Origin of the sequence: Pseudomonas sp. FDAARGOS_761, from assembly GCF_013343155.1 — a bacterium.
GTDB classification, from domain to species: domain Bacteria; phylum Pseudomonadota; class Gammaproteobacteria; order Pseudomonadales; family Pseudomonadaceae; genus Pseudomonas; species Pseudomonas aeruginosa.
This window is the reverse complement of record NZ_CP054572.1, coordinates 3,493,219-3,512,784: the sequence shown is the minus strand read 5'-3', so window position 1 is coordinate 3,512,784 and position 19,566 is coordinate 3,493,219. Positions and strand designations below refer to the sequence as shown.

Below are 19,566 nucleotides of genomic sequence, written 5' to 3'. Positions count from 1 at the left end.
ACCTCCATGTGGATGGGAACGGCCGCGGCGTGGGTGGGCTTGCGCGACGCGAGCCACGCGTCGTCGCGCAGCCAGTGCAGTGAAACGCCGGCGGCAGGCATCGGTGTTGACGCCGGGCAAGGCGCGGCGAAGCCGATGGCGAGAGCGCCGCCGGTGGATGGTTCAGGGCTGGGTTTGCAGACCCTTCAGCAGTGCCTGGTGGAAGCGTTCCGGAGCCTGTATCTGCGGGGTATGGCCAAGGTCGGGGAATTCCACCAGGGTCGCCTGGGGAATCCGTCGGGCGGCGTCCTTGCCCAGTTGCGCGTAGTTGCCCAGCCTGGCTTTCAGTTCCGCCGGCGCGGCGTCCTTGCCGATGGCGGTGTTGTCTTTCTCGCCGATCAGCAGCAGGGTCGGCATCTGCAACCGGTCCAGTTCGTAGACTACCGGCTGGGTGAAGATCATGTCGTAGGTCAGCGCCGAGTTCCAGGCCACCGACTCGCGCCCCTTGCCGCGATACATGCCGGCCTGCATCTGTACCCAGCGATCGAACTCGGGGCGCCATTCGCCGGCGTAGTAGGTGGCTTGCTGGTATTGGCGAATGCCTTCGGCGCTGGTCTGCAAGTCGCGCCTGTACCAGTCGTCGACACTACGCCAGGGCACGCCCAGGGCCTTCCAGTCCTCCAGGCCGATGGGGTTGACCAGCACCAGTCGTTCGACCTGCCGCGGGTAGAGCAGGGCGTAGCGGGTAGCGAGCATGCCGCCCATGGAATGGCCGATCACGCTGGCCCGGGCGACGCCGAGCCGTTCCAGCAGGGCGTGGGTGTTGGCTGCCAGTTGCTGGAAGCTGTACTGGTAATGGGCCGGCTTGCTCGACTTGCAGAAGCCGACCTGGTCGACGGCGATCACCCGGTAGCCGGCGTCGGCGAGCACGTCGATGGTGCGCTCCCAGGTCCCGGCGCAGAAATTCTTGCCGTGCATGAGCAGGATGGTGCGGCCGTTGGCTTTCTTCGGCGCGACGTCGAGGTAGGCCATGCTCAGCGGCTGGCCCTGGGAGGTGAAGTCCAGATAATGCACCGGATAGGCGTAGTCGAAGCCTTCCAGGCGTTCGCCGTAGACCGGCGCCTGGCTGGCCAGCGCCGGCCCGCAGGCGAGGGCGAGGGCGAGACAGAGACTGAGGCGGGGTAGGGACATGCGATCGCTCCTGTGTGGGTCTGCTGGAGGATGCACGTCAGGGCGCGAGCTGGCCAGTCCTGGCCGGTTGCCTACAGTTGCTTCAGATACTTCACCACGTCTGCCGCGCCAGCCGCCCGCAGACCTTCGCCGAGGGAATCGGCGCGTTCGTCGTTGCGGGGCAGCAACAGGCACTCCGGGGTTTCCGGGGTGAACAGGGCGAGTCGCGCATAGGGCAGGCCGGTATCCAGCAGCAGGCTCATGAAGGTCGGCTCGGACCAGGCCTGGGTCGGAATCCGCAGCATGTGGTAGCGCTGTTCCAGTTCGTCCAGCGCGCCGGGCTCCAGTTCGTAGCGTTCCAGGTGTGCCGGCAGCTTCAGTTCCAGTTCGCGGCGGCGGGCGTAGACGATCGCCGCGGCGAAGGCGCAGGCCTGACGTTCGCCCGCCCAGAACAGGCGCTCGCCGTGCCAGGCGGCCTGGCGCAGGCGGATGCTGTCGCCGTTGGTGAAACGCGGCAGGGCCAGGCTCAGGGCCTTGACGAAATCCTTGTAGCTGATGATCCGTACGCCCCGGCAGACCTCGGCCGTGGCCAGGTCTTCCAGGCGTGGGCAAGGTGTCTGGACGAGGATCTCGCGGCTGCATACGCCTTCGATGGTCTTCAGGTCGACCGACTCCAGGGTGGAGTGACTGACCCGCACCAGGCGCTTGAGGACCGCGTGGGCTTCCGCCTTGTCTTCCTGGACCGGGCCGGACAGCGCGCCGCGCGGCAGATCGACCAGGGTGTGCAGGGGCGGTCCGGCCTGCCACCAGACGCTCGGCTCCGGCCGTCGCAATGGCTGGAACGGCAGCTCGAGGGCGGCCGCCCGTTCGCGCAGCTCCCGGCCATCGCTTCGCGCGGCACCCAGGCGCAGGCGGTTGGCGAGTGCGGAAAGGCGACCGGTGAAGGTGCTGTTGCTACGCGAGTTGGAACTCATGATCGACGGAGGGCTCCTCGGGCTCGGCGACCGACGCGGAAAGGGGCGGGAGGGGACGGCGACGGTCCGTCCATTGAAGCACAGGTTCGGGCGTGACATTCAACCGCGTGGTTTGTGGCAAGCTGTCGTGGTTCATTCAAGCGGGGGGCTCCATGCCCAGTCTCATCATGGATATCGCCCTGTCCGGCGAACGCCTGCAGGCCATCTACGGCGGCAGGGCCAATCGGGTCCTGCTGCGCAGCCGCGACGGTCGCCGGGTGAACCTGCCGGCCCATCACCTGCGTCCGTTCATCGGCCACGATGGCGTGCATGGCACGTTCCGCCTCGATTTCAGCGAGGACGGCCGCCTGCTGGCGCTGCAACGCCTCGCCTGAGCGGGTGCTCGACGGCTATAATCGGCACCCTTCATTCTGCCGACCGATACCCGACCATGTACACCCTGGCCCGCCAGCTGCTGTTCAAACTGTCCCCGGAAACCTCCCACGAACTGTCCATCGACCTGATCGGGGCCGGCGGTCGCCTGGGCCTGAACCGCCTGCTGACGCCCAAGCCGGCCAGCCTGCCGGTCTCTGTGCTGGGCCTGGAGTTTCCCAATCCGGTGGGGCTGGCCGCGGGCCTGGACAAGAACGGCGACGCCATCGACGGGTTCGGCCAGCTCGGTTTCGGCTTCATCGAGATCGGCACCGTCACTCCGCGACCGCAGCCGGGCAATCCCAAGCCGCGCCTGTTCCGCCTGCCGCAAGCCAACGCGATCATCAATCGCATGGGCTTCAACAACCACGGCGTCGACCACCTGCTGGCACGGGTGCGCGCGGCGAAGTATCGCGGCGTACTGGGGATCAACATCGGCAAGAACTTCGATACCCCGGTGGAGCGCGCGGTCGACGACTACCTGATCTGCCTGGACAAGGTCTACGCCGACGCCAGTTACGTCACCGTCAACGTCAGCTCGCCGAACACGCCCGGCCTGCGCAGCCTGCAGTTCGGCGATTCGCTCAAGCAACTGCTGGAGGCACTGCGCCAGCGCCAGGAAGCGCTGGCGCTGCGGCATGGCCGGCGGGTACCGCTGGCGATCAAGATCGCCCCGGACATGACCGACGAAGAGACCGCGCTGGTCGCCGCGGCGCTGGTCGAGGCGGGGATGGACGCGGTGATCGCGACCAATACCACTCTCGGCCGCGAAGGTGTGGAAGGCATGCCGCATGGCGACGAGGCGGGTGGCCTGTCCGGCGCGCCGGTGCGGGAGAAGAGCACGCACACGGTGAAGGTGCTGGCCGGCGAGCTGGGCGGACGGCTGCCGATCATCGCCGCCGGCGGTATCACCGAGGGCGCGCACGCGGCGGAGAAGATCGCCGCCGGGGCGAGCCTGGTGCAGATCTATTCGGGTTTCATCTACAAGGGACCGGCGTTGATCCGCGAAGCGGTGGACGCCATCGCCGCATTGCCGCGGCGGAATTGAAAAGGGCTCCTTGCGGAGCCCTTGGGCTTGCGCCCGCCGCCCGGATGGGGCGTGCCTTGGGGAAATCGGTGCTATCCGTGTTGTCGCTTACACGTGCTGGAGTTGATTGAGACGTTGTAAGCCGGCCGTGCCAGTGAGGCCGTCCCAGTTGTCGCCACGGCCCTCGCGCCAGCCGTTGAGCCAGGACTGCCGCGTCGTAGGATGGGTGAACGGACAAAGATCACGAGATTTACCGGTTATGCCGTTCTGATAACCACGCAAGAAGGCTCTTTCCAACGGATCACGCTTAAGTCTTCTCATAGGGTGTTGCCCTCACTTGTTGACTGTTATGTCCCGTTGGCCCCCAGGGGAGGCCTGGCGAAGCTTTCGCCGAAAGGGGTCGTTGCCGGCGTGACGACCCTCGCCCGACACCGTTGCGGTGGCGGATTAACTGGAGTTCTAACCAAAGCGTTCAGGCGTGTGAATGACCGATTTGTCATAAAGACTTAACGCTTTCGTCGATAGGGCCATATGTTGCAGGCTCATGACGCCTGGTTTCCGGCGCTAACGCCGCAGGGTCGCGGGGTTGCGCCTTATAACGATTTGCACCCCCACCAATTGAGATTTCCTCGCATTCCGACGAAGGGTCGCCCAGACTGCGACTCGGGGTCGCAGCGAGCAACGCCGGGAGCGTTCCGGCAATCGAACCACGGCACCTGGTGCCAAAGAAGTGCCCATGAGGGTGCTTCCACTGACAAGGGCTACGGCCCGGGAAGGCGATATGGCTGATGTTTACGAATTGTTTCTGACCTGCCCGAAAGGCCTGGAAAGCCTGCTCCTCGAAGAGGCGCAGGGGCTCGGCCTGGACGAGGCGCGCGCCCAGGTGTCGGCGGTGCGCGGGCAGGGCAGCCTGGAGGTGGCCTATCGCCTCTGCCTGTGGTCGCGCCTGGCCAACCGGGTCTTGCTGGTGCTGGCGCGATTCCCGGTGGAGAACGCCGAGTCCATGTACATGGCGGTCCACGCGGTGAACTGGGAAGACCACCTGGACGCCGGCGGCACGCTGGCGGTGGAGTTCAGCGGCAAGGGCTCGGGCATCGACAACACCCATTTCGGGGCGCTGAAGGTCAAGGATGCGATCGTCGACAACCTGCGCGAGCGCTCCGGCCGACGTCCGTCGGTGGACAAGGTCAATCCGGACGTGCGCGTCCACCTGCACCTCGACCGCGGCCAGGCGACCCTTTCCCTGGACCTCTCCGGGCATAGCCTGCACCAGCGCGGCTATCGTCTGCAGCAGGGCGCCGCGCCGCTGAAGGAGAACCTGGCGGCGGCGGTGTTGATCCGTGCCGGCTGGCCGAAGATCGCCGCCGAGGGCGGTGCCCTGGCCGACCCGATGTGTGGCGTCGGCACCTTCCTGGTCGAGGCGGCGCTGATGGCTGCCGATATCGCGCCGAACCTCAAGCGCGAGCGCTGGGGCTTCAGCAATTGGCTGGGGCACGTGCCGGCGCTGTGGCGCAAGCTCCACGAGGAAGCCCAGCAGCGCGCGGCGGCCGGCCTGGCCAGGCCGCCGTTGTGGATTCGCGGCTACGAGGCCGACCCGCGCCTGATCCAGCCGGCGCGCAACAATATCGAGCGTGCCGGAGTGGCCGACTGGGTGAAGATCTACCAGGGCGAACTGGCGACTTTCGAGCCGCGCCCGGACAAGGGCCAGACCGGCCTGGTGATCTGCAACCCGCCCTATGGCGAGCGCCTCGGCGACGAAGCCAGCCTGCTGTATCTCTACCAGAACCTCGGCGAGCGCCTGCGCCAGAGCTGCATCGGCTGGAGCGCCGGGGTGTTCACCGGGGCGCCGGAACTGGGCAAGCGCATGGGTATCCGCAGCCATAAGCAATACGCGTTCTGGAACGGCGCGCTGGCCTGCAAGCTGCTGATGATCCAGGTCGAGCCGCGCCAGTTCGTCACCGGCGAGCGTGGCGAACGCAACGACGAAGGCCTGGCGCGGGCGCCGAGCGAGCCGGCACGGCTGAGCGAGGGCGGGCAGATGTTCGCCAATCGCCTGCAGAAGAACCTCCGGCAACTGGGCAAATGGGCGCGCCGCGACAAGATCGAGTGCTATCGCCTGTATGACGCCGACATGCCGGAGTATGCCCTGGCGGTGGATATCTACGGCGATTGGGTTCACGTCCAGGAGTACGCCGCGCCCAAGTCGATCGATCCGGCAAAAGCCCAGGCGCGCCTGTTCGACGCCCTGGCGGCGATTCCGCAGACCCTGGGCGTTGCCCAGGAGCGGGTGGTGGTCAAGCGCCGCGAGCGCCAGGCCGGCAAGAAGCAGTACGAACGGCAGAGCAGCGAGGGCAAGTTCCTCGAGGTGGGCGAGGGCGATGTGCGCCTGCTGGTGAACCTGACCGATTACCTGGATACCGGGCTGTTCCTCGATCACCGGCCGATGCGCCTGCGCATCCAGAAGGAGGCGGCCGGCAAGCGCTTCCTCAACCTGTTCTGCTATACCGCCACGGCCACCGTGCATGCGGCCAGGGGCGGCGCGCGCAGCACCACCAGCGTCGACCTGTCGAAGACCTACCTGGACTGGGCGCGGCGCAACCTGTCGCTCAACGGCTTTTCCGACAAGCAGCGCCTGGTGCACGGCGACGTGATGGAGTGGTTGCGGGAAGACGATGGCCAGTACGAACTGATCTTCATCGACCCGCCGACCTTCTCCAACTCCAAGCGTATGGAAGGCGTGTTCGACGTGCAGCGCGACCATGTCGAACTGCTCGACCTGGCCATGGCGCGGCTGGCGCCGGGCGGGGTGCTGTATTTCTCCAACAACTTCCGCAAGTTCGAACTGGACGAGAGCGTGCAGGCCCGCTATGCGGTCGAAGAGATCACTGGCGAAACCCTCGATCCGGATTTCGCGCGTAATCCGAAGATCCATCGGGCCTGGAGAATCACCGTTCGCTGAGGCGAGCGGTATTCATGCAAAAGGCCGCCGGCGGGCAACCGCTGGCGGCCTTTTTCGTACCGCGCCTTATTTCCGCGCGTGCAGGCTCAGCAGTACCTGGTCGAGGATCGCCGAAGCGCCCCACGGCCGCGGGCTGTTGAGGATCGCCACCACCACCCAGTTGTGGCCGCTGGCGTCGCGGCTGAAGCCGGCGAGGGCGCGCACGGTGTTGAGGGTGCCGGTCTTCACGTGCGCCTCGCCGACCAGTGCGGTGCGCCGCAGGCGTTTGCGCATGGTGCCGTCGAGGCCCGCCAGCGGCAGCGAGGAGATGTACTCCGCTGCATAGGGGCTGTGCCAGGCGGCTTGCAGCATCGCCGCCATCTCACGGGCGCTGACCCGTTCCTGGCGCGACAGTCCCGAGCCGTTCTCCATCACCAGGCGCGGCGCGGTGATGCCCTTGCGTGCCAGCCACTGCCGCACCACCCGCTGCGCGGCCTGGGCGTCGTCGCCGTCGGCGCTGTTGCGGAACTGCGCGCCGATGGAGAGGAACAACTGCCGGGCCATGGTGTTGTTACTGTATTTGTTGATGTCGCGGATGATCTCGACCAGGTCTGGCGAGAAGGCCTTGGCGATCAGCGTGGCGTTGCGCGGTACGCTGCCCTGGCGGTCCTTGCCGAGGATGCTGCCGCCCAGTTCCTGCCAGATGCCGCGCACCGCGCCGGCGGTGTAGCCGGGGTGGTCGAGCAGCGACATGTAGGTCTGCGCGCTACAGCCCTGGGGAATCTGTCCGGTGGCCAGCAGGGTGGTGCCGTCGAACTGGGTCACCGGGCTGAAGCGCAGCTTCGGCCAGGCCGGGCAGGTGGCCGGCGCGGTCATCTTCACCTGGTTGTCGATGCGTACGTTGGCCAGCGGCGGGTCCATCTGCACGTTGACCTTGTTGCCGTCGGTGCGCACCACCATGCGCACGCTCTTCAGGTTGACCAGCAGCGAGTCCGGACCGACCAGGAACGGCTTGGTGTCGTCGCCGCCGTCGTCGTTGAATACCGGCAACTGCGGGATGTTGAAGTAGCTGCGGTCGAGTACCAGGTCACCGGTGACCTTGGTCACGCCATTGGCGCGCAGGTCGCGCATCAGCAGCCAGAGCTTCTCCATGTTCAGTTTCGGATCGCCGCCGCCCTTGAGGTAGAGGTTGCCGTTGAGCACTCCGTTCTTGAGCTGGCCGTCGGTGTAGAACTCGGTCTTCCACTGGTAGGTCGGGCCGAGCATTTCCAGGGCGGCATAGGTGGTGAACAGCTTCATGGTCGAGGCCGGGTTCACCGATACGTCGGCGTTGTAGTAGGTGGGGTTGCCCGGGCCGTCGAGCGGAATCAGCACCAGCGACAGATCGTTGCCGGTCAGCTTGTTGGTCTGCAGGGCTTTCTGCACGTTGGCCGGCAGGGTGGCGTTGACCTGGGCGAGGGTGGGAAGGGCGAAAGGCAGGAGCGTGGCGAAGGCAAGAGTACGCAGCGACTTGAACATTAATGAAGAACCCTTGAAGACGGAGGGTAGAAAATGAAATGAAGATGAAAAACGAAGCGAACCTGAAAAAAGAGACGGACATCACGCGAAGAGGCCGTCTTGCTCATTATGCCGCAAGGCGGATAACGATGCGCTGGAGTTTCGCGGAGTTCGCCGTCATATCGCCGAATGGTCGGAACTGGTAGAGTGCGCCGGCAATCCGGCCGCGCCGCGCGGAGCTTGCCGGGGTTCGCCCGCGGCTCCAGCGGCGTCGGCTACTGTCTGTAATGCGAGGCTCCGCCAATGGAGCGTCAATCCAGGAGATGCCGCCATGGCTACTAATCGTTCCCGCCGCCTGCGCAAGAAATTGTGCGTCGATGAATTCCAGGAGCTGGGTTTCGAATTGAACTTCCACTACAAGGAAGGCGTGGATGCCGATGCGGTGAACGCTTTCATGTTGCGCTTCATCGATCAGGCGATCGAAGCCAACGAACTGACCTATGGCGGCTGCGACGAATTCGGTTTCGTCTGCCTGGCGCGCCGTGGCTCGGTCAATGAAGAGCAGCGGGCCCTGATCGAGGCCTGGTTGAAGCAGCAACCGGAACTGGCCAGCGTCGAGGTCGGCGCGTTGGTCGACGCCTGGTACCCGGAACAGCCTGTCCTGCCGAAGCTCTAAGCGATAGCGCCGCCATCCCGCCCGAGGATGGCGGTCGCGTCTTCCCTCCCTTTCAATCCTGCTCCGGCGCTATCTGGCCCGGCGCCCGTCGTGCTTTCCTTTGCCCTGCCGAAGGCATGTCGGCGGCTTGTGGCCGTACATGCGGATAGCATTACTCCGAAGCCCCTGACGAACTATTCAACTCGCTCTGGCAGATAACGAGCCGGGAGAGCGCGTATATATGCGGGTGTTTTTCATGCAGATAACCAGGCCAATTGCTTGGCAATATACGAGGTTTTGAATTCGCCGTAAGAAATAAATTAAGTTTCCGTGAGAATATTCCTTAAAGTATATGAGTTGCCATCGAATATCTCGACAATATGGCTCCCGTCTATATCTTGCTCAGGAGAATTTTTTCTGAATTTTTATTGGCAAGGAAATCAGACAATGAGCCGTATCCTGATAGTCGACGATCATCCCGTGATTCGCATGGCCATGAAGATGTTGCTGGAAGCCGAAGGGCACCAGATCGTCGGCGATACCGATAATGGCGTGGATGCCATCAGCCTCGGGCGGGAGCTGAAGCCGGACCTGGTCATCCTCGATATCGGCATTCCCAGGCTGGACGGCCTCGAGGTCATCAGCCGCCTGATGGTGCTGGCGTTGCCCCTGAAGATCCTCGTCCTGACCGGCCAGAGCGCCTCGCTCTTCGCCCTGCGCAGCATGCAGGCGGGCGCCGCCGGGTTCGTCTGCAAGCAGGGCGGACTGGCCGAACTGGTGACGGCGGTGAATGCGGTCGCCTCGGGATACAGTTACTTTCCCAGCTCGGCCATGCGTCCTGTGCAACAGGGCGCCTATTCCGACGATGTGGAATTGCTCGGACGCCTGTCCGATCGCGAAGTATCGGTATTGCAATACCTCAGCCAGGGTTATTCGAACAAGCAGATATCCGAGCAGATGTTTATCAGCAACAAGACCGTCAGCACTTACAAGGCGCGCTTGTTGTTGAAGTTGAACGCCGGCTCGCTGGTGGATCTCATCGAGTTCGCCAAACGCAATACGCTTATCTAAGGGCCGGAACCGAATGAAGTTCCAGAAACGCAGTGCGTGCATGCTCGGCCTGCTTCTCATATTCGCCTGCATGGCGGGATATGCCGTTCCGGCGAGGGCGACGGCTGGCGAATATGCTTCCATGCTCCGGATTCCCGCTCCGGATCGTCCGGGGGACGCCGATGTGGTCGACGAAGCGCCGCTACGCCAGGCTGCCGACGGGCTGCGCTCGCCATCCCCTTCCAGCCTGGTGCTCGGCCTGCTGGTGGCCTGCCTGGTCTGCGTCGGATGCCTGGGCTGGAATACCGTCCTGCAGCTCAGGCTCAGGCGTTGGCAACGTACCGAAGCCGACCTGAGCGGCCGCCTGGCATTGAAGCAGGCGCTGGTCGACGGGATTCCCTACCCGGTGAGCATCCGCACGCTCGACGGTCGCCTGCTGGCCTGCAACCGCAATTACCTGGAAAGCCTGCGGATGACCCGTGAGCAGGCCCGCGGCACCCTGTTGACCGATTCCGACTGGGTCGAGGGCAGCAAGGCACGGCTCATGCACCAGCAGTGCCTGGCGGTGGCTCGGGGAGGAACGGCGAGCTTCACCGACATGGCGGTGCGCATCGGCGGGCAATTGCTGGAGATCCACCATTGGGTCACGCCCTACAGGGATCGCCAGGGACGGGTGCTCGGCCTGATGAACGGCTGGATCGACATCACCGAACGGGAGCGCCTGGCCCGCCAGTTGCGCGAGGCGATGCGCCAGGCGGACGAGGCGAATCGGGCGAAGAGCGTCTTCCTGGCGACCATGAGCCACGAGATCCGTACGCCGATGAATGCGGTCATCGGTATCCTCGAACTGGTCCTGCAGCGCCTGGCGCCGGAGCAGCGCGAACGCGCCTCGCTGGAGGTCGCCTACGAGGCTGCGGGGTCGCTGCAACTGCTCATCGGCGACATCCTCGACGTCGCCAAGATCGAGTCCGGCCACCTGACCCTCACGCCCGAGCGGGTTCGCCTGCGCCATGTCGTGGAGTCGGTGCGCCGCATGTTCGAAGGCCTGGCCCGGCAGAAAGGCCTGAGGCTCGTTGTGGAGCTGGACGATGCCCCAGGACGGGACGTGCTGATCGATCCCCTGCGCTTCAAGCAGGTGCTCTCCAACCTGGTGAGCAATGCGATCAAGTTCACCGAGCGGGGACAGGTGACGATCCGTCTCCAGGAAAGGAGCCTGGACGAGGGGAGGGCGATCGTCCGGGTGGACGTGGAGGATTCCGGTATCGGTATCGCTCCGGCGGACCAGGCGCGCCTGTTCCAGCCTTTCATCCAGGTGGCCAAGGGACGCACGGTGCAGGGCGGGACCGGCCTTGGGCTGGCGATCTGTCGGAAGTTGGTGGACCTCATGGGCGGCGATGTCGAGATGCACAGCGAGCCGGGCAAAGGCACCCGGGTGTCGCTCGACCTGCTCTTGCGCCAGTGCGGGCCGAAAATGCCTGAATCCGGCCAGGACCCGCTGGCAGCATCCATGGAGCCGTCTCGCCGCCTGCATATCCTCATCGCCGACGACTATCCGCCCAACCGGGTACTGCTGCGCCAGCAACTGGAGTTTCTCGGCCACCGGGTGGCGGAAGCGGAGGATGGCCAGGTGGCGCTGGAACTCTGGGCCGACGAGCGCTTCGAGGTGCTGATCAGCGACTGCAACATGCCGCGCCTGAACGGCTATCAGCTGGCACGCAGGATACGCATCCAGGAACGGTGCGAGCGGCGCGCGCCGATCCTGATCCTCGGCTATACCGCCGACGCCGAGCCGGACGAGGTACAGCGCTGCCGCGACGCGGGCATGGATGATTGCCTGTTCAAGCCGCTCGGCCTGGAGACCCTGCGCAACTACCTCGCGACCTCTTTCGGCCGCGACGCCGCGCAGCCCCGGGGGCTCTATGACGCGGACGCTCTCAGCAGCCTCGGTGGCGGCCGCCCGGAACGGCTGCGCGAACTGCTGGAGACCCTGCTAGGCAGCAACCGTCAGGACCTCCAGCGCCTTGCCATCCTCCTGCGCGAGGGCGACAGGACCCGGCTCGCCGAGCATGCCCACCGCATCAAGGGCGCCGCGCGGATGATCGGGGCGCGTACCCTGCTGGAGGCCTGCGAGGCCCTGGAGGACGCCTGCCGGCGAGGTGGCGACGGGGAGTGCCTGCAGGCGTCTGGCGAAAGACTCCGGCTGGCCCTGGAGGCGTTGCAGGAGGAACTCCAGGAGCAGTTGGCGGCCGCTGCGGTATGAGCCCTTCCGTTCAGGAGGGGCTCGAGCGTCCGGTCATTTCCCGGGCCATTTCCGTGGCGTAGCTGTCGGTCATGCCGGCGATGAAATCGATCACCTGGAGAAAGGCGCGGTACAGCGGCCACTGCGGGTCGGGCGCGTTGCGTCCGAGCAGGTCGAGGATGCGCCGGTTCTTGAACGACGGCGTATGCCCGCCGTATTGCTCCAGCGCGGCGCCACAGAAGGCGTTGAGGAGGATCTCCAGAGTGGTGTAGGCGCCGATCTCGTGGAGGGTCTTGCGCTTGTCCTGGAAGATCTTTTCCCGCGCGATGGCCTTGGCCCGCTGCACGCAGAGCTTGGCCGGGCCGTGCATGTGTTCCACCAGGTCGCCGGCAAGCTGCCCGGCGAGCAGGGCCTGCTGCTGGTCGACGAAGGCACGGGCGGCGGCATTGGTCAGGTGCTCGATGGCCTTGCCGCGGAGGATCGCCAGTTTACGCCGGCGGGAGTCCCTGGGGCCGAGTTGGCGATAGGTGTCGGGCAGGTCGTCGCCGACCAGGCCGAGCAGCAGCGCCTCGACCTCGCTGTATTCGAGCAGCTCCATTTCCAGGCCGTCTTCGAGGTCGATCAGGCCGTAGCAGATGTCGTCCGCCGCTTCCATCAGGTAGACCAGCGGATGGCGAGCCCAGCGCTCGTCGTCGAGTTGCGGCATGCCGAGCTTATGGGTGATCTGCTCGAGCAGTGGCAGTTCGCTCTGGTAGCAGCCGAACTTGTGCTTCTTGTAGCCCAGCGCTTCGGCGTGGCGCGAGGTCCAGGGGTACTTCAGGTAGGTGCCCAGGGTGGCGTAGGTCAACCGCGTGCCGCCGTCGAACTGGTGGTATTCCAGTTGGGTGAGGACCCGGAAGCCCTGGGCGTTGCCTTCGAAGTGGAGAAAGTCGGAACGCTCGGCGTCGCTCATTTCGTCCAGCCAGCCACGTCCGGCGGCTTGCTGGAACCAGTTGCGGATCGCGTCTTCGCCGGAGTGCCCGAACGGTGGGTTGCCGATGTCGTGGGCCAGGCAGGCCGACTGGACGATGACCCCGAGGTCGCTGGGGTCGCACCACTCGGGTAGCTCCTCGCGGAGGATCTCGCCGACCCGCATGCCCAGCGAGCGGCCGACGCAGGCGACTTCCAGGGAGTGGGTCAGGCGGGTGTGGATGTGATCGTTGCTGGAGACCGGATGGACCTGGGTCTTGCGTCCGAGGCGGCGAAACGCGCCGGAGAAGATGATCCGGTCATGATCCTTGTGGAAGGCGCTGCGGCCCAGTTCATCGTTGCTGTGTACCGGCTTTCCGAGCCGTTCGCGGGTGAGCAGGGTCTGCCAGTCCATCGGGAATTCCAGGGATGCGCTGAGGCGATGCGGACACGCTAACGGTTTGCCTCGGCAAGCTCAATCGTCGCGTTGGGGAAACGGAGGGCGCCGACCGTTGCCGGTCGGCGCATCCTTCAACGGCCTTTCCGCGTGCGCAGGCCGAGCAACAGCGGGGCCAGGGCGACGCCCAGGCGCAGCAGACGCTGCCAGCGTCCGCCCTTGCCAAGCAGTACGCCCAGCAGTGCGGCTCCGCCGGCGCCCCAGAGCGCCGCATTGCCACCGCCGAACAGTTGCTGGCTGAGGTTGTGGCCCAGCCCCTGGGCCTGGCGGAAGGGTTGCACCAGCAGTTGGCTTTCGCGGCGCAATTGCTGGCGCTGCATTTCCAGGCGCAGGCGGATCACCGCCTTGCGCAATTCGCGACGCGACAGGCCGGTCGCGTTCACCGGTAGTTGGCTCATGCGCGTTTCCTTGTCATGGCAGCAGTCGCTCGCGGTCGTTGGCCAGTTCTTCCAGGGTGGCGCTGAACGGCGAGCTTTCGTCGTTGATCGACTGGTACAGGCGCCAGCCGCAGAACAGCGAGCCGATCACGTAGAACAGGCACAACCCGAGCGCCGCTGCGAGCCGGTTGGTGTCCCAGAACACGATCAGCACCAGCAGCGACAGGCCGACCAGCAGGAGCAGGGCGAATACCAGGGCCAGCCCGGCGAACAGCAGCAGGCGCAGGGTGTTGGCCTTCTGTTCCTGCAGCTCGATGCCGAACAGCTCGACGTGACCGTGCAACAGGCCGAGGAAGGCGGCGCCGAAGCGCCGCAGGGAGGGGCGGCCGTCCGCCGGGTCCTTTCCTTCGCTCATGGCTCAGCGCCGGCTGACCAACAGGCCAAGCAGGAAGCCGACGCCGGCGGCGATGCCGATGCTCTGCCAGGGGTGTTCGCCGACGTACACCTCGGTGGCGTCCACCGCGGCCTGGCTGCGTTCGCGGACGTTGTCCTTCAGCGAGTCCTTGGTGTCGCGCAAGGTGTCGCGAGCGCGCTTGAGGCTGTCGTGGATCTTGCCGCGGATTTCTTCCGCCTGGTCGCCCGCCACGTCGGCGGTGCTTTGCAGGAGTTTCTCGGTATCGGCGACCAGTGCCTGGAATTCAGCCAACAGTTCATCCTTTGCAGCGTTTGCAGTGGTCTTGCGGGGCATGACGAGCTCCTCTGGTCATGGGGTGTGTTTTTTTCGAGCCGAGCGCGGGGCGGAAGGTTCAACCGATGGGTAATTTCCGCGCGTTGCCGGTCGCTCCCGGCGCTCCTTTCATTAAAGACTGCCACAGCGTGCCTGTCGGCGCGGCTGCGGCGAGATGACGCCCATCCGGCTGCCTCGCAACGGGGCGCGAACTGGTATGGCGCTTGCAATTCCCTGGTGCGTACGTCGGCCGGAATGCCCCTTGCGAGGGCGCCAGGCGCTCCCGGAGGGTACTTCGGGATGAACGTCCAACCCAATGAAAATCAAGGAAAGTCCGGGAGCTTTCCATGCTGGCTCAAGCACCTTGCGAAATGTCCGCCGAAGAAAAGCGGCGGTTCGCACGACGACTACTGCTTCGTCATGGTGCGTCGAAGGGTGGGCGTGGGCGTTTCTGGTGCTTTCTCTCTACGCGCGAAGGCTGCCTCAATCCATGGATAACCTGAATAGTGCGGTGCAAGTCCTGATCCACGGCTCCAATACCCTGTTCATCCTGCTCGGAGCGGTGATGGTGCTGGCGATGCACGCCGGCTTCGCCTTCCTCGAGGTGGGCACCGTGCGCCTGAAGAACCAGGTCAACGCCTTGTCGAAGATCCTGTCCGACTTCGCCATCTCGGCGCTGGCCTATTTCTTCGTCGGCTACTGGATCGCCTACGGCGTGACCTTCTTCCACCCGGCAGCGGCGCTGACCGTGGACAGTGGCTATGCGCTGGTGAAGTTCTTCTTCCTGCTGACCTTCGCCGCGGCAATCCCGGCGATCATCTCCGGCGGCATCGCCGAGCGTGCCCGGTTCGGCCCGCAGTTGTGCGCCACGGCGCTGATCGTGGCCTTCGTGTACCCGTTCTTCGAAGGCTTGGTGTGGAACGGCAATTTCGGCTTGCAGGAATGGCTGAAGTTGGAGTTCGGCGCACCTTTCCACGATTTCGCCGGCTCCGTGGTGGTGCATGCGCTGGGCGGCTGGCTGGCATTGGCGGCGGTGCTATTGCTGGGCAGCCGCAACGGCCGCTATCGCGACGGCAAGCTGGTGGCGATGGCGCCGTCGAGCATCCCGTTCCTGGCACTGGGGTCGTGGATCCTGATCATCGGCTGGTTCGGCTTCAACGTGATGAGCGCCCAGACCCTCGCTGGGGTCAGCGGGCTGGTGGCGGTCAACTCCTTGCTGGCGATGGTTGGCGGCACCATGGCGTCGCTGCTGATCGGCCGCAACGACCCGGGTTTCCTGCACAACGGTCCGCTGGCCGGGTTGGTGGCGGTGTGCGCCGGTTCCGACCTGATGCATCCGATCGGCGCGCTGGCTACCGGCCTGGTGGCGGGGGCCCTGTTCGTCTGGGCGTTCACCGCGACCCAGGTGCGCTGGAAGATCGACGACGTCCTCGGTGTCTGGCCGTTGCACGGTCTTTGCGGGGTCTGGGGCGGGATTGCCTGCGGCATCTTTGGCCAGCAGGCATTGGGTGGGCTCGGCGGGGTGAGCCTGGCCAGCCAGGCGCTCGGCAGCCTGCTGGGGGTGACGGTGGCTTTCGCCGGTGGCCTGTCGGTCTATGGGCTGATGAAGGCGCTGCTGGGCATCCGCTTGAGCCAGGAGGAGGAGTACTACGGCGCGGACCTGTCGATCCACAAGATCGGCGCGATCAGCCACGAATGAGGGGGCGGACTTCCTTGGTCCGGCGGGGTATCGGCGGATAACGCCCCAGGCGCTATCCGTCCTGCACGTTGCGAGCGAGGCATCCCGCCATGAAAGAGGCCACCCAAGGGTGGCCTCTTCGTTCCGCCGCGGGGCTCTGGGGAGGGGCGGATGGCCGTAGCGCGGCTATCCGCCGGTCCTGCCGTTACCAGAGCGGCAGCGTGTAGCTGACGATCAGGCGATTTTCGTCGTAGTCGTTGGTGTAGTTGGTGCGCATGGTCGCGTTGCGCCACTTCACCCCGAGGTTCTTCAACGGGCCGCTCTGGAACACGTAGGCGATGTCCATGTCGCGTTCCCATTCCTTGCCTTCGCCCGAGGTGGTCAGCAGGTCGATGTTGTCGCCCTTGACGTAGCGGGTCATGAAGGTCAGGCCGGGAATGCCGACGCCGGCGAAGTTGTAGTCGTAGCGCGCCTGCCAGGATTTCTCGTCCTTGTTGGCGAAGTCGCCGATCTGGATGAAGTTCACCAGGTAGGGGTCGGCGCCGTTGATGTAGGCGAAGCCGGTGTCGCCGCTCATCTTCTGGTAGCCGACGCCGAAGGCGTGGTAGCCGAGGCTGTAGGTGAACATGGCGTTGAGCGCCTTGTTGTCGACGTTGCTGGAGCCGTCGTCGGTGGAGCGCGCCCAGCGGATGTCGGATTTCAGCGACTGCTTGTCGGCGATCGGCAGGGTGTGCACCAGGCCGAGGTAATGCTGCTTGTAGAAGTTGTCGAGCTTGCCGTAGTGGTAGCTGGTGCTGAGGTTGTCGGTCCACTTGTAGCTGCCGCCGGCGAAGTCGAACTTGTCCGAAGTCAGCCCGGAACGGACCACGATGTTGCGCTTGCCGCCACCGGTGATGGTCATGTCCTCGTTGTCCGAGGAGTCGCGCTGGTTGACCTTCTTCAGGCGCCCGGCGTCGAGGGTCAGGCCGTCGATCTCCATGGAGTTCAGCGCGCCGCCCTGGAAGGTCTGTGGCAGCAGGCGGCTGTCGTTGGGCATGATCACCGGCAGCTTGGGGGTCAGGGTGCCGATCTTCAGGGTGCTCTTCGACGCCCGCAGCTTGGCGGTGATCCCTGCCTCGCCATAGTCGTCCTGGGCGCGGCCGGTCTCGCGGTCGCGCTTGAGCAGGCCGGTGCCGCTGCGGTCGGGGCTGGAGTCGAGCTTCACCCCGAGCAGGCCGATGGCGTCGACGCCGAAACCGATGGTGCCCTCGGTGTAGCCGGACTCGTAGCGCAGGAGGAAGCCCTGGGCCCATTCCTCGGCCTTGGACTGGCTGGCGCCTTCCTGGCGGAAATCACGGTTGAAGTAGAAGTTGCGGAGTTCGATGCTGGCCTTGCTGTCCTTGATGAACTCGGCATGGGCCAGGGTTGGGACGGTAATGCTGGAACCCAGCGTGGCAAAAGCCACGGCACGGGCGATCGGGGTCATGCTCATTGTTATTGTCTCCTCGAGCGCTTGGGGCAGGCCGATGGCGGCGGCGTGACGCCACGTCGGCCTGTGACAGCCCGGTTACTTAAGCACTACAGGAAGACGGCCACTGTTAGACATTAGTCGAGGGTGGCCGCGAATTGGCACGAACCCTGTCTAGGACGGGCTTTCCCGCTATTCCAGCCAGTGCGGGAAGTAGCCCAGGGCGGCCTGGACCCGCGCATCGTGCGCCGGAATCACGCTCAGGCGCGGGTCGCTGCGGAGCAGCAGGCGGATCTTCGCCAGTTGCGCGAGGGTGCGCGCGGGATCGCGATCGACCAGGGCGCGGCCGGCGAAGAATTTCTGCCGTGGGCCTTCGACGCCTTCGAGTCGCCAACTGGTGTCGCCGCTGAAGAACAGCCGGCGCCCGCTGTCGAGGGTGACGAACAGACCGACCGAGCCGGGCGTATGGCCGGGCAGGGGGACCAGCACCAGGCGGCCGTCGCCAAACAGGTCGAGGCTTTCGTCGAAGCCCATGAACGGCTGCGGATCGAAGCTGTAAGGTCGCCAGCGCACGCCATGGCGGAATTGGCTGGGGAAGGCGGCCGGCGGGGTGGCGATGCGGCTGAAGGCGATCTCCTCGTAGGGTGCCCAGACCGGTACTTCGGGGAAGTCGACCAGGCCCGAGGCGTGATCCCAGTGTGCGTGGGACAGCAGGATGCGATCGACGCGGATACCGGCTGCGTCCAGTTGGTCGCGCGCCGGGACGACTTTCTGGTAAGCGAACAGCGGCGCTGCCCACCAAGGCATGTCGGCGCGGAACTGGGCGTCGATGTCGCGCCCCAGGCCAGTGTCGAAGAGCAGGGTGGCGGCGTGGTGCTCGATCAGCACCGCGGTATGGCTGAGCGGCACCCGGCGCACCCAGGAGCCGCCGTCGACGGTGAGCGCATCGAGGGTTTCCACTCCCGAGGTGCGCAACAGGGCGACTCGCATTTCCGCCGCCTGCACCGGCAGGACGAGGAGGGCGATCAACAACGAGGCAAGGCGATACAGGAAAGGCATCAAGATTCACCGGCAGGAAGAAAAGGGGATGGCTGGGGCTCGCCGAATGCCAGCGGCAGGCGGCCGCGCCGCCAGCGCCAGCCTGCGGGGCGCAACGCCAGCAGGCGCTCGGCGCCGGCGGGCCAGGGGATGGATGGCTGCGAACCCGGCCAGAACAGCTCGGCCTCGGCGTGCAGGTGCAGCAGGTCGCCGTTGTCGAAATCGATGAACAGGAGGCCGCAGCGAGGCTCCTGGAGCAGGTTGCCGAGGGTATTGAACAGGCGGTTGCCGGCGTAGTCGGGCAACCACAGGCGGCCATCCGCGCCGAGCCGGAGAAAGCCCGGCGGCCCGCCCCGATGGGAGACGTCGACGCCGCCCCTGAGTGGGTCGGCATGCTGGCTGGCGATGAACAGCGTATCGCTGCGCGAGACCAGCGACAGCCAGCGCGGATCGAGTCCTTCGCCCTGCAACGCGGGACTTGCGATCCTGGAGACGGGCTGATGGCTGCGCGCCTGGATGTACTTGGGACAGTTGCCGAAGGACTGCTCGACGCCGACCGTGAAACCCTTTCCGTCCCGCGCCAGGACCCGTCCATTCATGCGGTTGCGGCGGCGTGTCGGCCATTCCAGGCCGAGGATGCCGAGGCGGGTGCCAGCCTCGAGATTGGCCGCCAGCGGATCGTCCGCTTGCGGCAGGTTGTCGATGCGCAGGCGGGTCGGTTCCGGCGAACGGGCGAAGCCGGGGGGGCCCCAGAGCACCGAGGCGCTGGGGTAGCCGTCGGCGTCGAGGCTGCCCACCAGCAACAGCGGTAGCAGGGCGAAGAACTCCCGATGCTGGTCCGGCATGAAGGTGCGGATCGCGCGGCTGCCGAAGCCGGCGACCTGCTCGCGAACGCCGGCGCGTTCCTGGATCGCCAGTTCGCCGGCGTGGAAGGGACTCTGTTCCTGGCTCATG

Annotated in this window: 18 protein-coding genes; 7 read left to right on the top strand and 11 right to left on the bottom strand. The window is 65.6% G+C overall.

Features of this window, described 5'->3' with window-relative positions:
* Positions 1–162: 162 nt before the first annotated feature.
* Both FOC67_RS16355 and FOC67_RS16350 read right to left on the bottom strand, forming a co-directional pair.
* Positions 163–1,170, bottom strand: a complete 1,008-nt coding sequence (locus tag FOC67_RS16355; protein WP_009313802.1) for an alpha/beta fold hydrolase — start codon at positions 1,168–1,170, stop codon at positions 163–165.
* A gap of 71 nt (positions 1,171–1,241) precedes the next feature.
* A complete protein-coding gene (locus tag FOC67_RS16350) occupies positions 1,242–2,123 on the bottom strand; it encodes a DUF6685 family protein (protein ID WP_009313803.1) in 882 nt (293 codons plus the stop codon).
* Positions 2,124–2,275: 152 nt separating this feature from the next.
* On the opposite strand from FOC67_RS16350, the gene FOC67_RS16345 reads away from it, so the two are divergent.
* Positions 2,276–2,497, top strand: coding sequence for a DUF2835 domain-containing protein (locus tag FOC67_RS16345; protein ID WP_003103227.1), 222 nt, complete (start codon positions 2,276–2,278; stop codon positions 2,495–2,497).
* Between the two features lie 56 nt (positions 2,498–2,553).
* Entirely contained in the window at positions 2,554–3,582 is a 1,029-nt protein-coding gene (locus FOC67_RS16340) for a quinone-dependent dihydroorotate dehydrogenase (RefSeq protein WP_009313804.1), read from the top strand.
* Positions 3,583–3,669: 87 nt separating this feature from the next.
* On the opposite strand, the gene rmf is transcribed toward FOC67_RS16340, so the two are convergent.
* The gene (gene rmf, locus FOC67_RS16335; RefSeq protein WP_003103238.1) at positions 3,670–3,882 is read right to left on the bottom strand and encodes a ribosome modulation factor; all 213 of its coding nucleotides are present in this window, start codon (positions 3,880–3,882) and stop codon (positions 3,670–3,672) included.
* Positions 3,883–4,342: 460 nt separating this feature from the next.
* Between rmf and rlmKL the strand changes: the two genes are divergently transcribed.
* On the top strand, positions 4,343–6,520 hold the full coding sequence (gene rlmKL / locus FOC67_RS16330) for a bifunctional 23S rRNA (guanine(2069)-N(7))-methyltransferase RlmK/23S rRNA (guanine(2445)-N(2))-methyltransferase RlmL (RefSeq protein WP_023085401.1): 2,178 nt from the start codon (positions 4,343–4,345) through the stop codon (positions 6,518–6,520).
* Positions 6,521–6,586: 66 nt separating this feature from the next.
* Here rlmKL and dacB read toward each other — a convergent pair whose 3' ends face one another.
* On the bottom strand, positions 6,587–8,017 hold the full coding sequence (gene dacB / locus FOC67_RS16325) for a D-alanyl-D-alanine carboxypeptidase/D-alanyl-D-alanine-endopeptidase (protein WP_003091272.1): 1,431 nt from the start codon (positions 8,015–8,017) through the stop codon (positions 6,587–6,589).
* A 310-nt stretch (positions 8,018–8,327) separates the two neighbouring features.
* On the opposite strand from dacB, the gene FOC67_RS16320 reads away from it, so the two are divergent.
* The 3 genes from FOC67_RS16320 (at position 8,328) to FOC67_RS16310 (ending at position 11,961) form a co-directional block, all read left to right on the top strand.
* A complete protein-coding gene (locus FOC67_RS16320; RefSeq protein WP_003091271.1) occupies positions 8,328–8,672 on the top strand; it encodes a YggL family protein in 345 nt (114 codons plus the stop codon).
* 426 nt (positions 8,673–9,098) lie between these two features.
* On the top strand, positions 9,099–9,722 hold the full coding sequence (locus tag FOC67_RS16315; RefSeq protein WP_003091268.1) for a response regulator transcription factor: 624 nt from the start codon (positions 9,099–9,101) through the stop codon (positions 9,720–9,722).
* 13 nt (positions 9,723–9,735) lie between these two features.
* Entirely contained in the window at positions 9,736–11,961 is a 2,226-nt protein-coding gene (locus FOC67_RS16310) for an ATP-binding protein (protein ID WP_009313806.1), read from the top strand.
* 10 nt (positions 11,962–11,971) lie between these two features.
* Here the strand turns inward: FOC67_RS16310 and FOC67_RS16305 are convergent, their stop codons facing one another.
* The 4 genes from FOC67_RS16305 to FOC67_RS16290 all read right to left on the bottom strand — a co-directional run bounded on the left by FOC67_RS16305 (position 11,972) and on the right by FOC67_RS16290 (position 14,470).
* Complete coding sequence (locus FOC67_RS16305) at positions 11,972–13,303, bottom strand: deoxyguanosinetriphosphate triphosphohydrolase (RefSeq protein WP_003091265.1); 1,332 nt, start codon at positions 13,301–13,303, stop codon at positions 11,972–11,974.
* A gap of 116 nt (positions 13,304–13,419) precedes the next feature.
* Positions 13,420–13,743 (bottom strand): hypothetical protein, encoded by a 324-nt coding sequence (locus tag FOC67_RS16300; protein WP_003130654.1) that lies wholly within the window; start codon positions 13,741–13,743, stop codon positions 13,420–13,422.
* 13 nt (positions 13,744–13,756) lie between these two features.
* The gene (locus FOC67_RS16295; RefSeq protein ID WP_003091263.1) at positions 13,757–14,137 is read right to left on the bottom strand and encodes a phage holin family protein; all 381 of its coding nucleotides are present in this window, start codon (positions 14,135–14,137) and stop codon (positions 13,757–13,759) included.
* A gap of 3 nt (positions 14,138–14,140) precedes the next feature.
* On the bottom strand, positions 14,141–14,470 hold the full coding sequence (locus FOC67_RS16290) for a YqjD family protein (protein ID WP_003091262.1): 330 nt from the start codon (positions 14,468–14,470) through the stop codon (positions 14,141–14,143).
* A gap of 469 nt (positions 14,471–14,939) precedes the next feature.
* Between FOC67_RS16290 and FOC67_RS16285 the strand changes: the two genes are divergently transcribed.
* A complete protein-coding gene (locus tag FOC67_RS16285) occupies positions 14,940–16,148 on the top strand; it encodes an ammonium transporter (RefSeq protein WP_009313807.1) in 1,209 nt (402 codons plus the stop codon).
* A gap of 184 nt (positions 16,149–16,332) precedes the next feature.
* On the opposite strand, the gene opdQ is transcribed toward FOC67_RS16285, so the two are convergent.
* From opdQ to FOC67_RS16270, 3 genes are all read right to left on the bottom strand, one after another.
* Positions 16,333–17,598 carry a porin OpdQ gene (opdQ, locus tag FOC67_RS16280; RefSeq protein WP_009313808.1) on the bottom strand — a complete coding sequence of 422 codons (1,266 nt, stop codon included), beginning with the start codon at positions 17,596–17,598 and terminating at the stop codon, positions 16,333–16,335.
* 168 nt (positions 17,599–17,766) lie between these two features.
* A complete protein-coding gene (locus FOC67_RS16275) occupies positions 17,767–18,633 on the bottom strand; it encodes an MBL fold metallo-hydrolase (protein ID WP_003109616.1) in 867 nt (288 codons plus the stop codon).
* On the bottom strand, positions 18,633–19,565 hold the full coding sequence (locus FOC67_RS16270) for a pyridoxamine 5'-phosphate oxidase family protein (RefSeq protein WP_034045806.1): 933 nt from the start codon (positions 19,563–19,565) through the stop codon (positions 18,633–18,635). Before FOC67_RS16270 ends, FOC67_RS16275 begins: the two co-directional genes overlap by 1 nt.
* Between the last annotated feature and the right edge of the window lies 1 nt (position 19,566).

Coding starts and splice junctions, on each gene's coding strand:
- FOC67_RS16355 (WP_009313802.1), bottom strand. CDS start 1,170: ATGTCCCTACCCCGCCTCAGTCTCTGTCTCGCCCTCGCCCTCGCCTGC.
- FOC67_RS16350 (WP_009313803.1), bottom strand. CDS start 2,123: ATGAGTTCCAACTCGCGTAGCAACAGCACCTTCACCGGTCGCCTTTCC.
- FOC67_RS16345 (WP_003103227.1), top strand. CDS start 2,276: ATGCCCAGTCTCATCATGGATATCGCCCTGTCCGGCGAACGCCTGCAG.
- FOC67_RS16340 (WP_009313804.1), top strand. CDS start 2,554: ATGTACACCCTGGCCCGCCAGCTGCTGTTCAAACTGTCCCCGGAAACC.
- rmf (WP_003103238.1), bottom strand. CDS start 3,882: ATGAGAAGACTTAAGCGTGATCCGTTGGAAAGAGCCTTCTTGCGTGGT.
- rlmKL (WP_023085401.1), top strand. CDS start 4,343: ATGGCTGATGTTTACGAATTGTTTCTGACCTGCCCGAAAGGCCTGGAA.
- dacB (WP_003091272.1), bottom strand. CDS start 8,017: ATGTTCAAGTCGCTGCGTACTCTTGCCTTCGCCACGCTCCTGCCTTTC.
- FOC67_RS16320 (WP_003091271.1), top strand. CDS start 8,328: ATGGCTACTAATCGTTCCCGCCGCCTGCGCAAGAAATTGTGCGTCGAT.
- FOC67_RS16315 (WP_003091268.1), top strand. CDS start 9,099: ATGAGCCGTATCCTGATAGTCGACGATCATCCCGTGATTCGCATGGCC.
- FOC67_RS16310 (WP_009313806.1), top strand. CDS start 9,736: ATGAAGTTCCAGAAACGCAGTGCGTGCATGCTCGGCCTGCTTCTCATA.
- FOC67_RS16305 (WP_003091265.1), bottom strand. CDS start 13,303: ATGGACTGGCAGACCCTGCTCACCCGCGAACGGCTCGGAAAGCCGGTA.
- FOC67_RS16300 (WP_003130654.1), bottom strand. CDS start 13,743: ATGAGCCAACTACCGGTGAACGCGACCGGCCTGTCGCGTCGCGAATTG.
- FOC67_RS16295 (WP_003091263.1), bottom strand. CDS start 14,137: ATGAGCGAAGGAAAGGACCCGGCGGACGGCCGCCCCTCCCTGCGGCGC.
- FOC67_RS16290 (WP_003091262.1), bottom strand. CDS start 14,470: ATGCCCCGCAAGACCACTGCAAACGCTGCAAAGGATGAACTGTTGGCT.
- FOC67_RS16285 (WP_009313807.1), top strand. CDS start 14,940: ATGGATAACCTGAATAGTGCGGTGCAAGTCCTGATCCACGGCTCCAAT.
- opdQ (WP_009313808.1), bottom strand. CDS start 17,598: ATGAGCATGACCCCGATCGCCCGTGCCGTGGCTTTTGCCACGCTGGGT.
- FOC67_RS16275 (WP_003109616.1), bottom strand. CDS start 18,633: ATGCCTTTCCTGTATCGCCTTGCCTCGTTGTTGATCGCCCTCCTCGTC.
- FOC67_RS16270 (WP_034045806.1), bottom strand. CDS start 19,565: ATGAGCCAGGAACAGAGTCCCTTCCACGCCGGCGAACTGGCGATCCAG.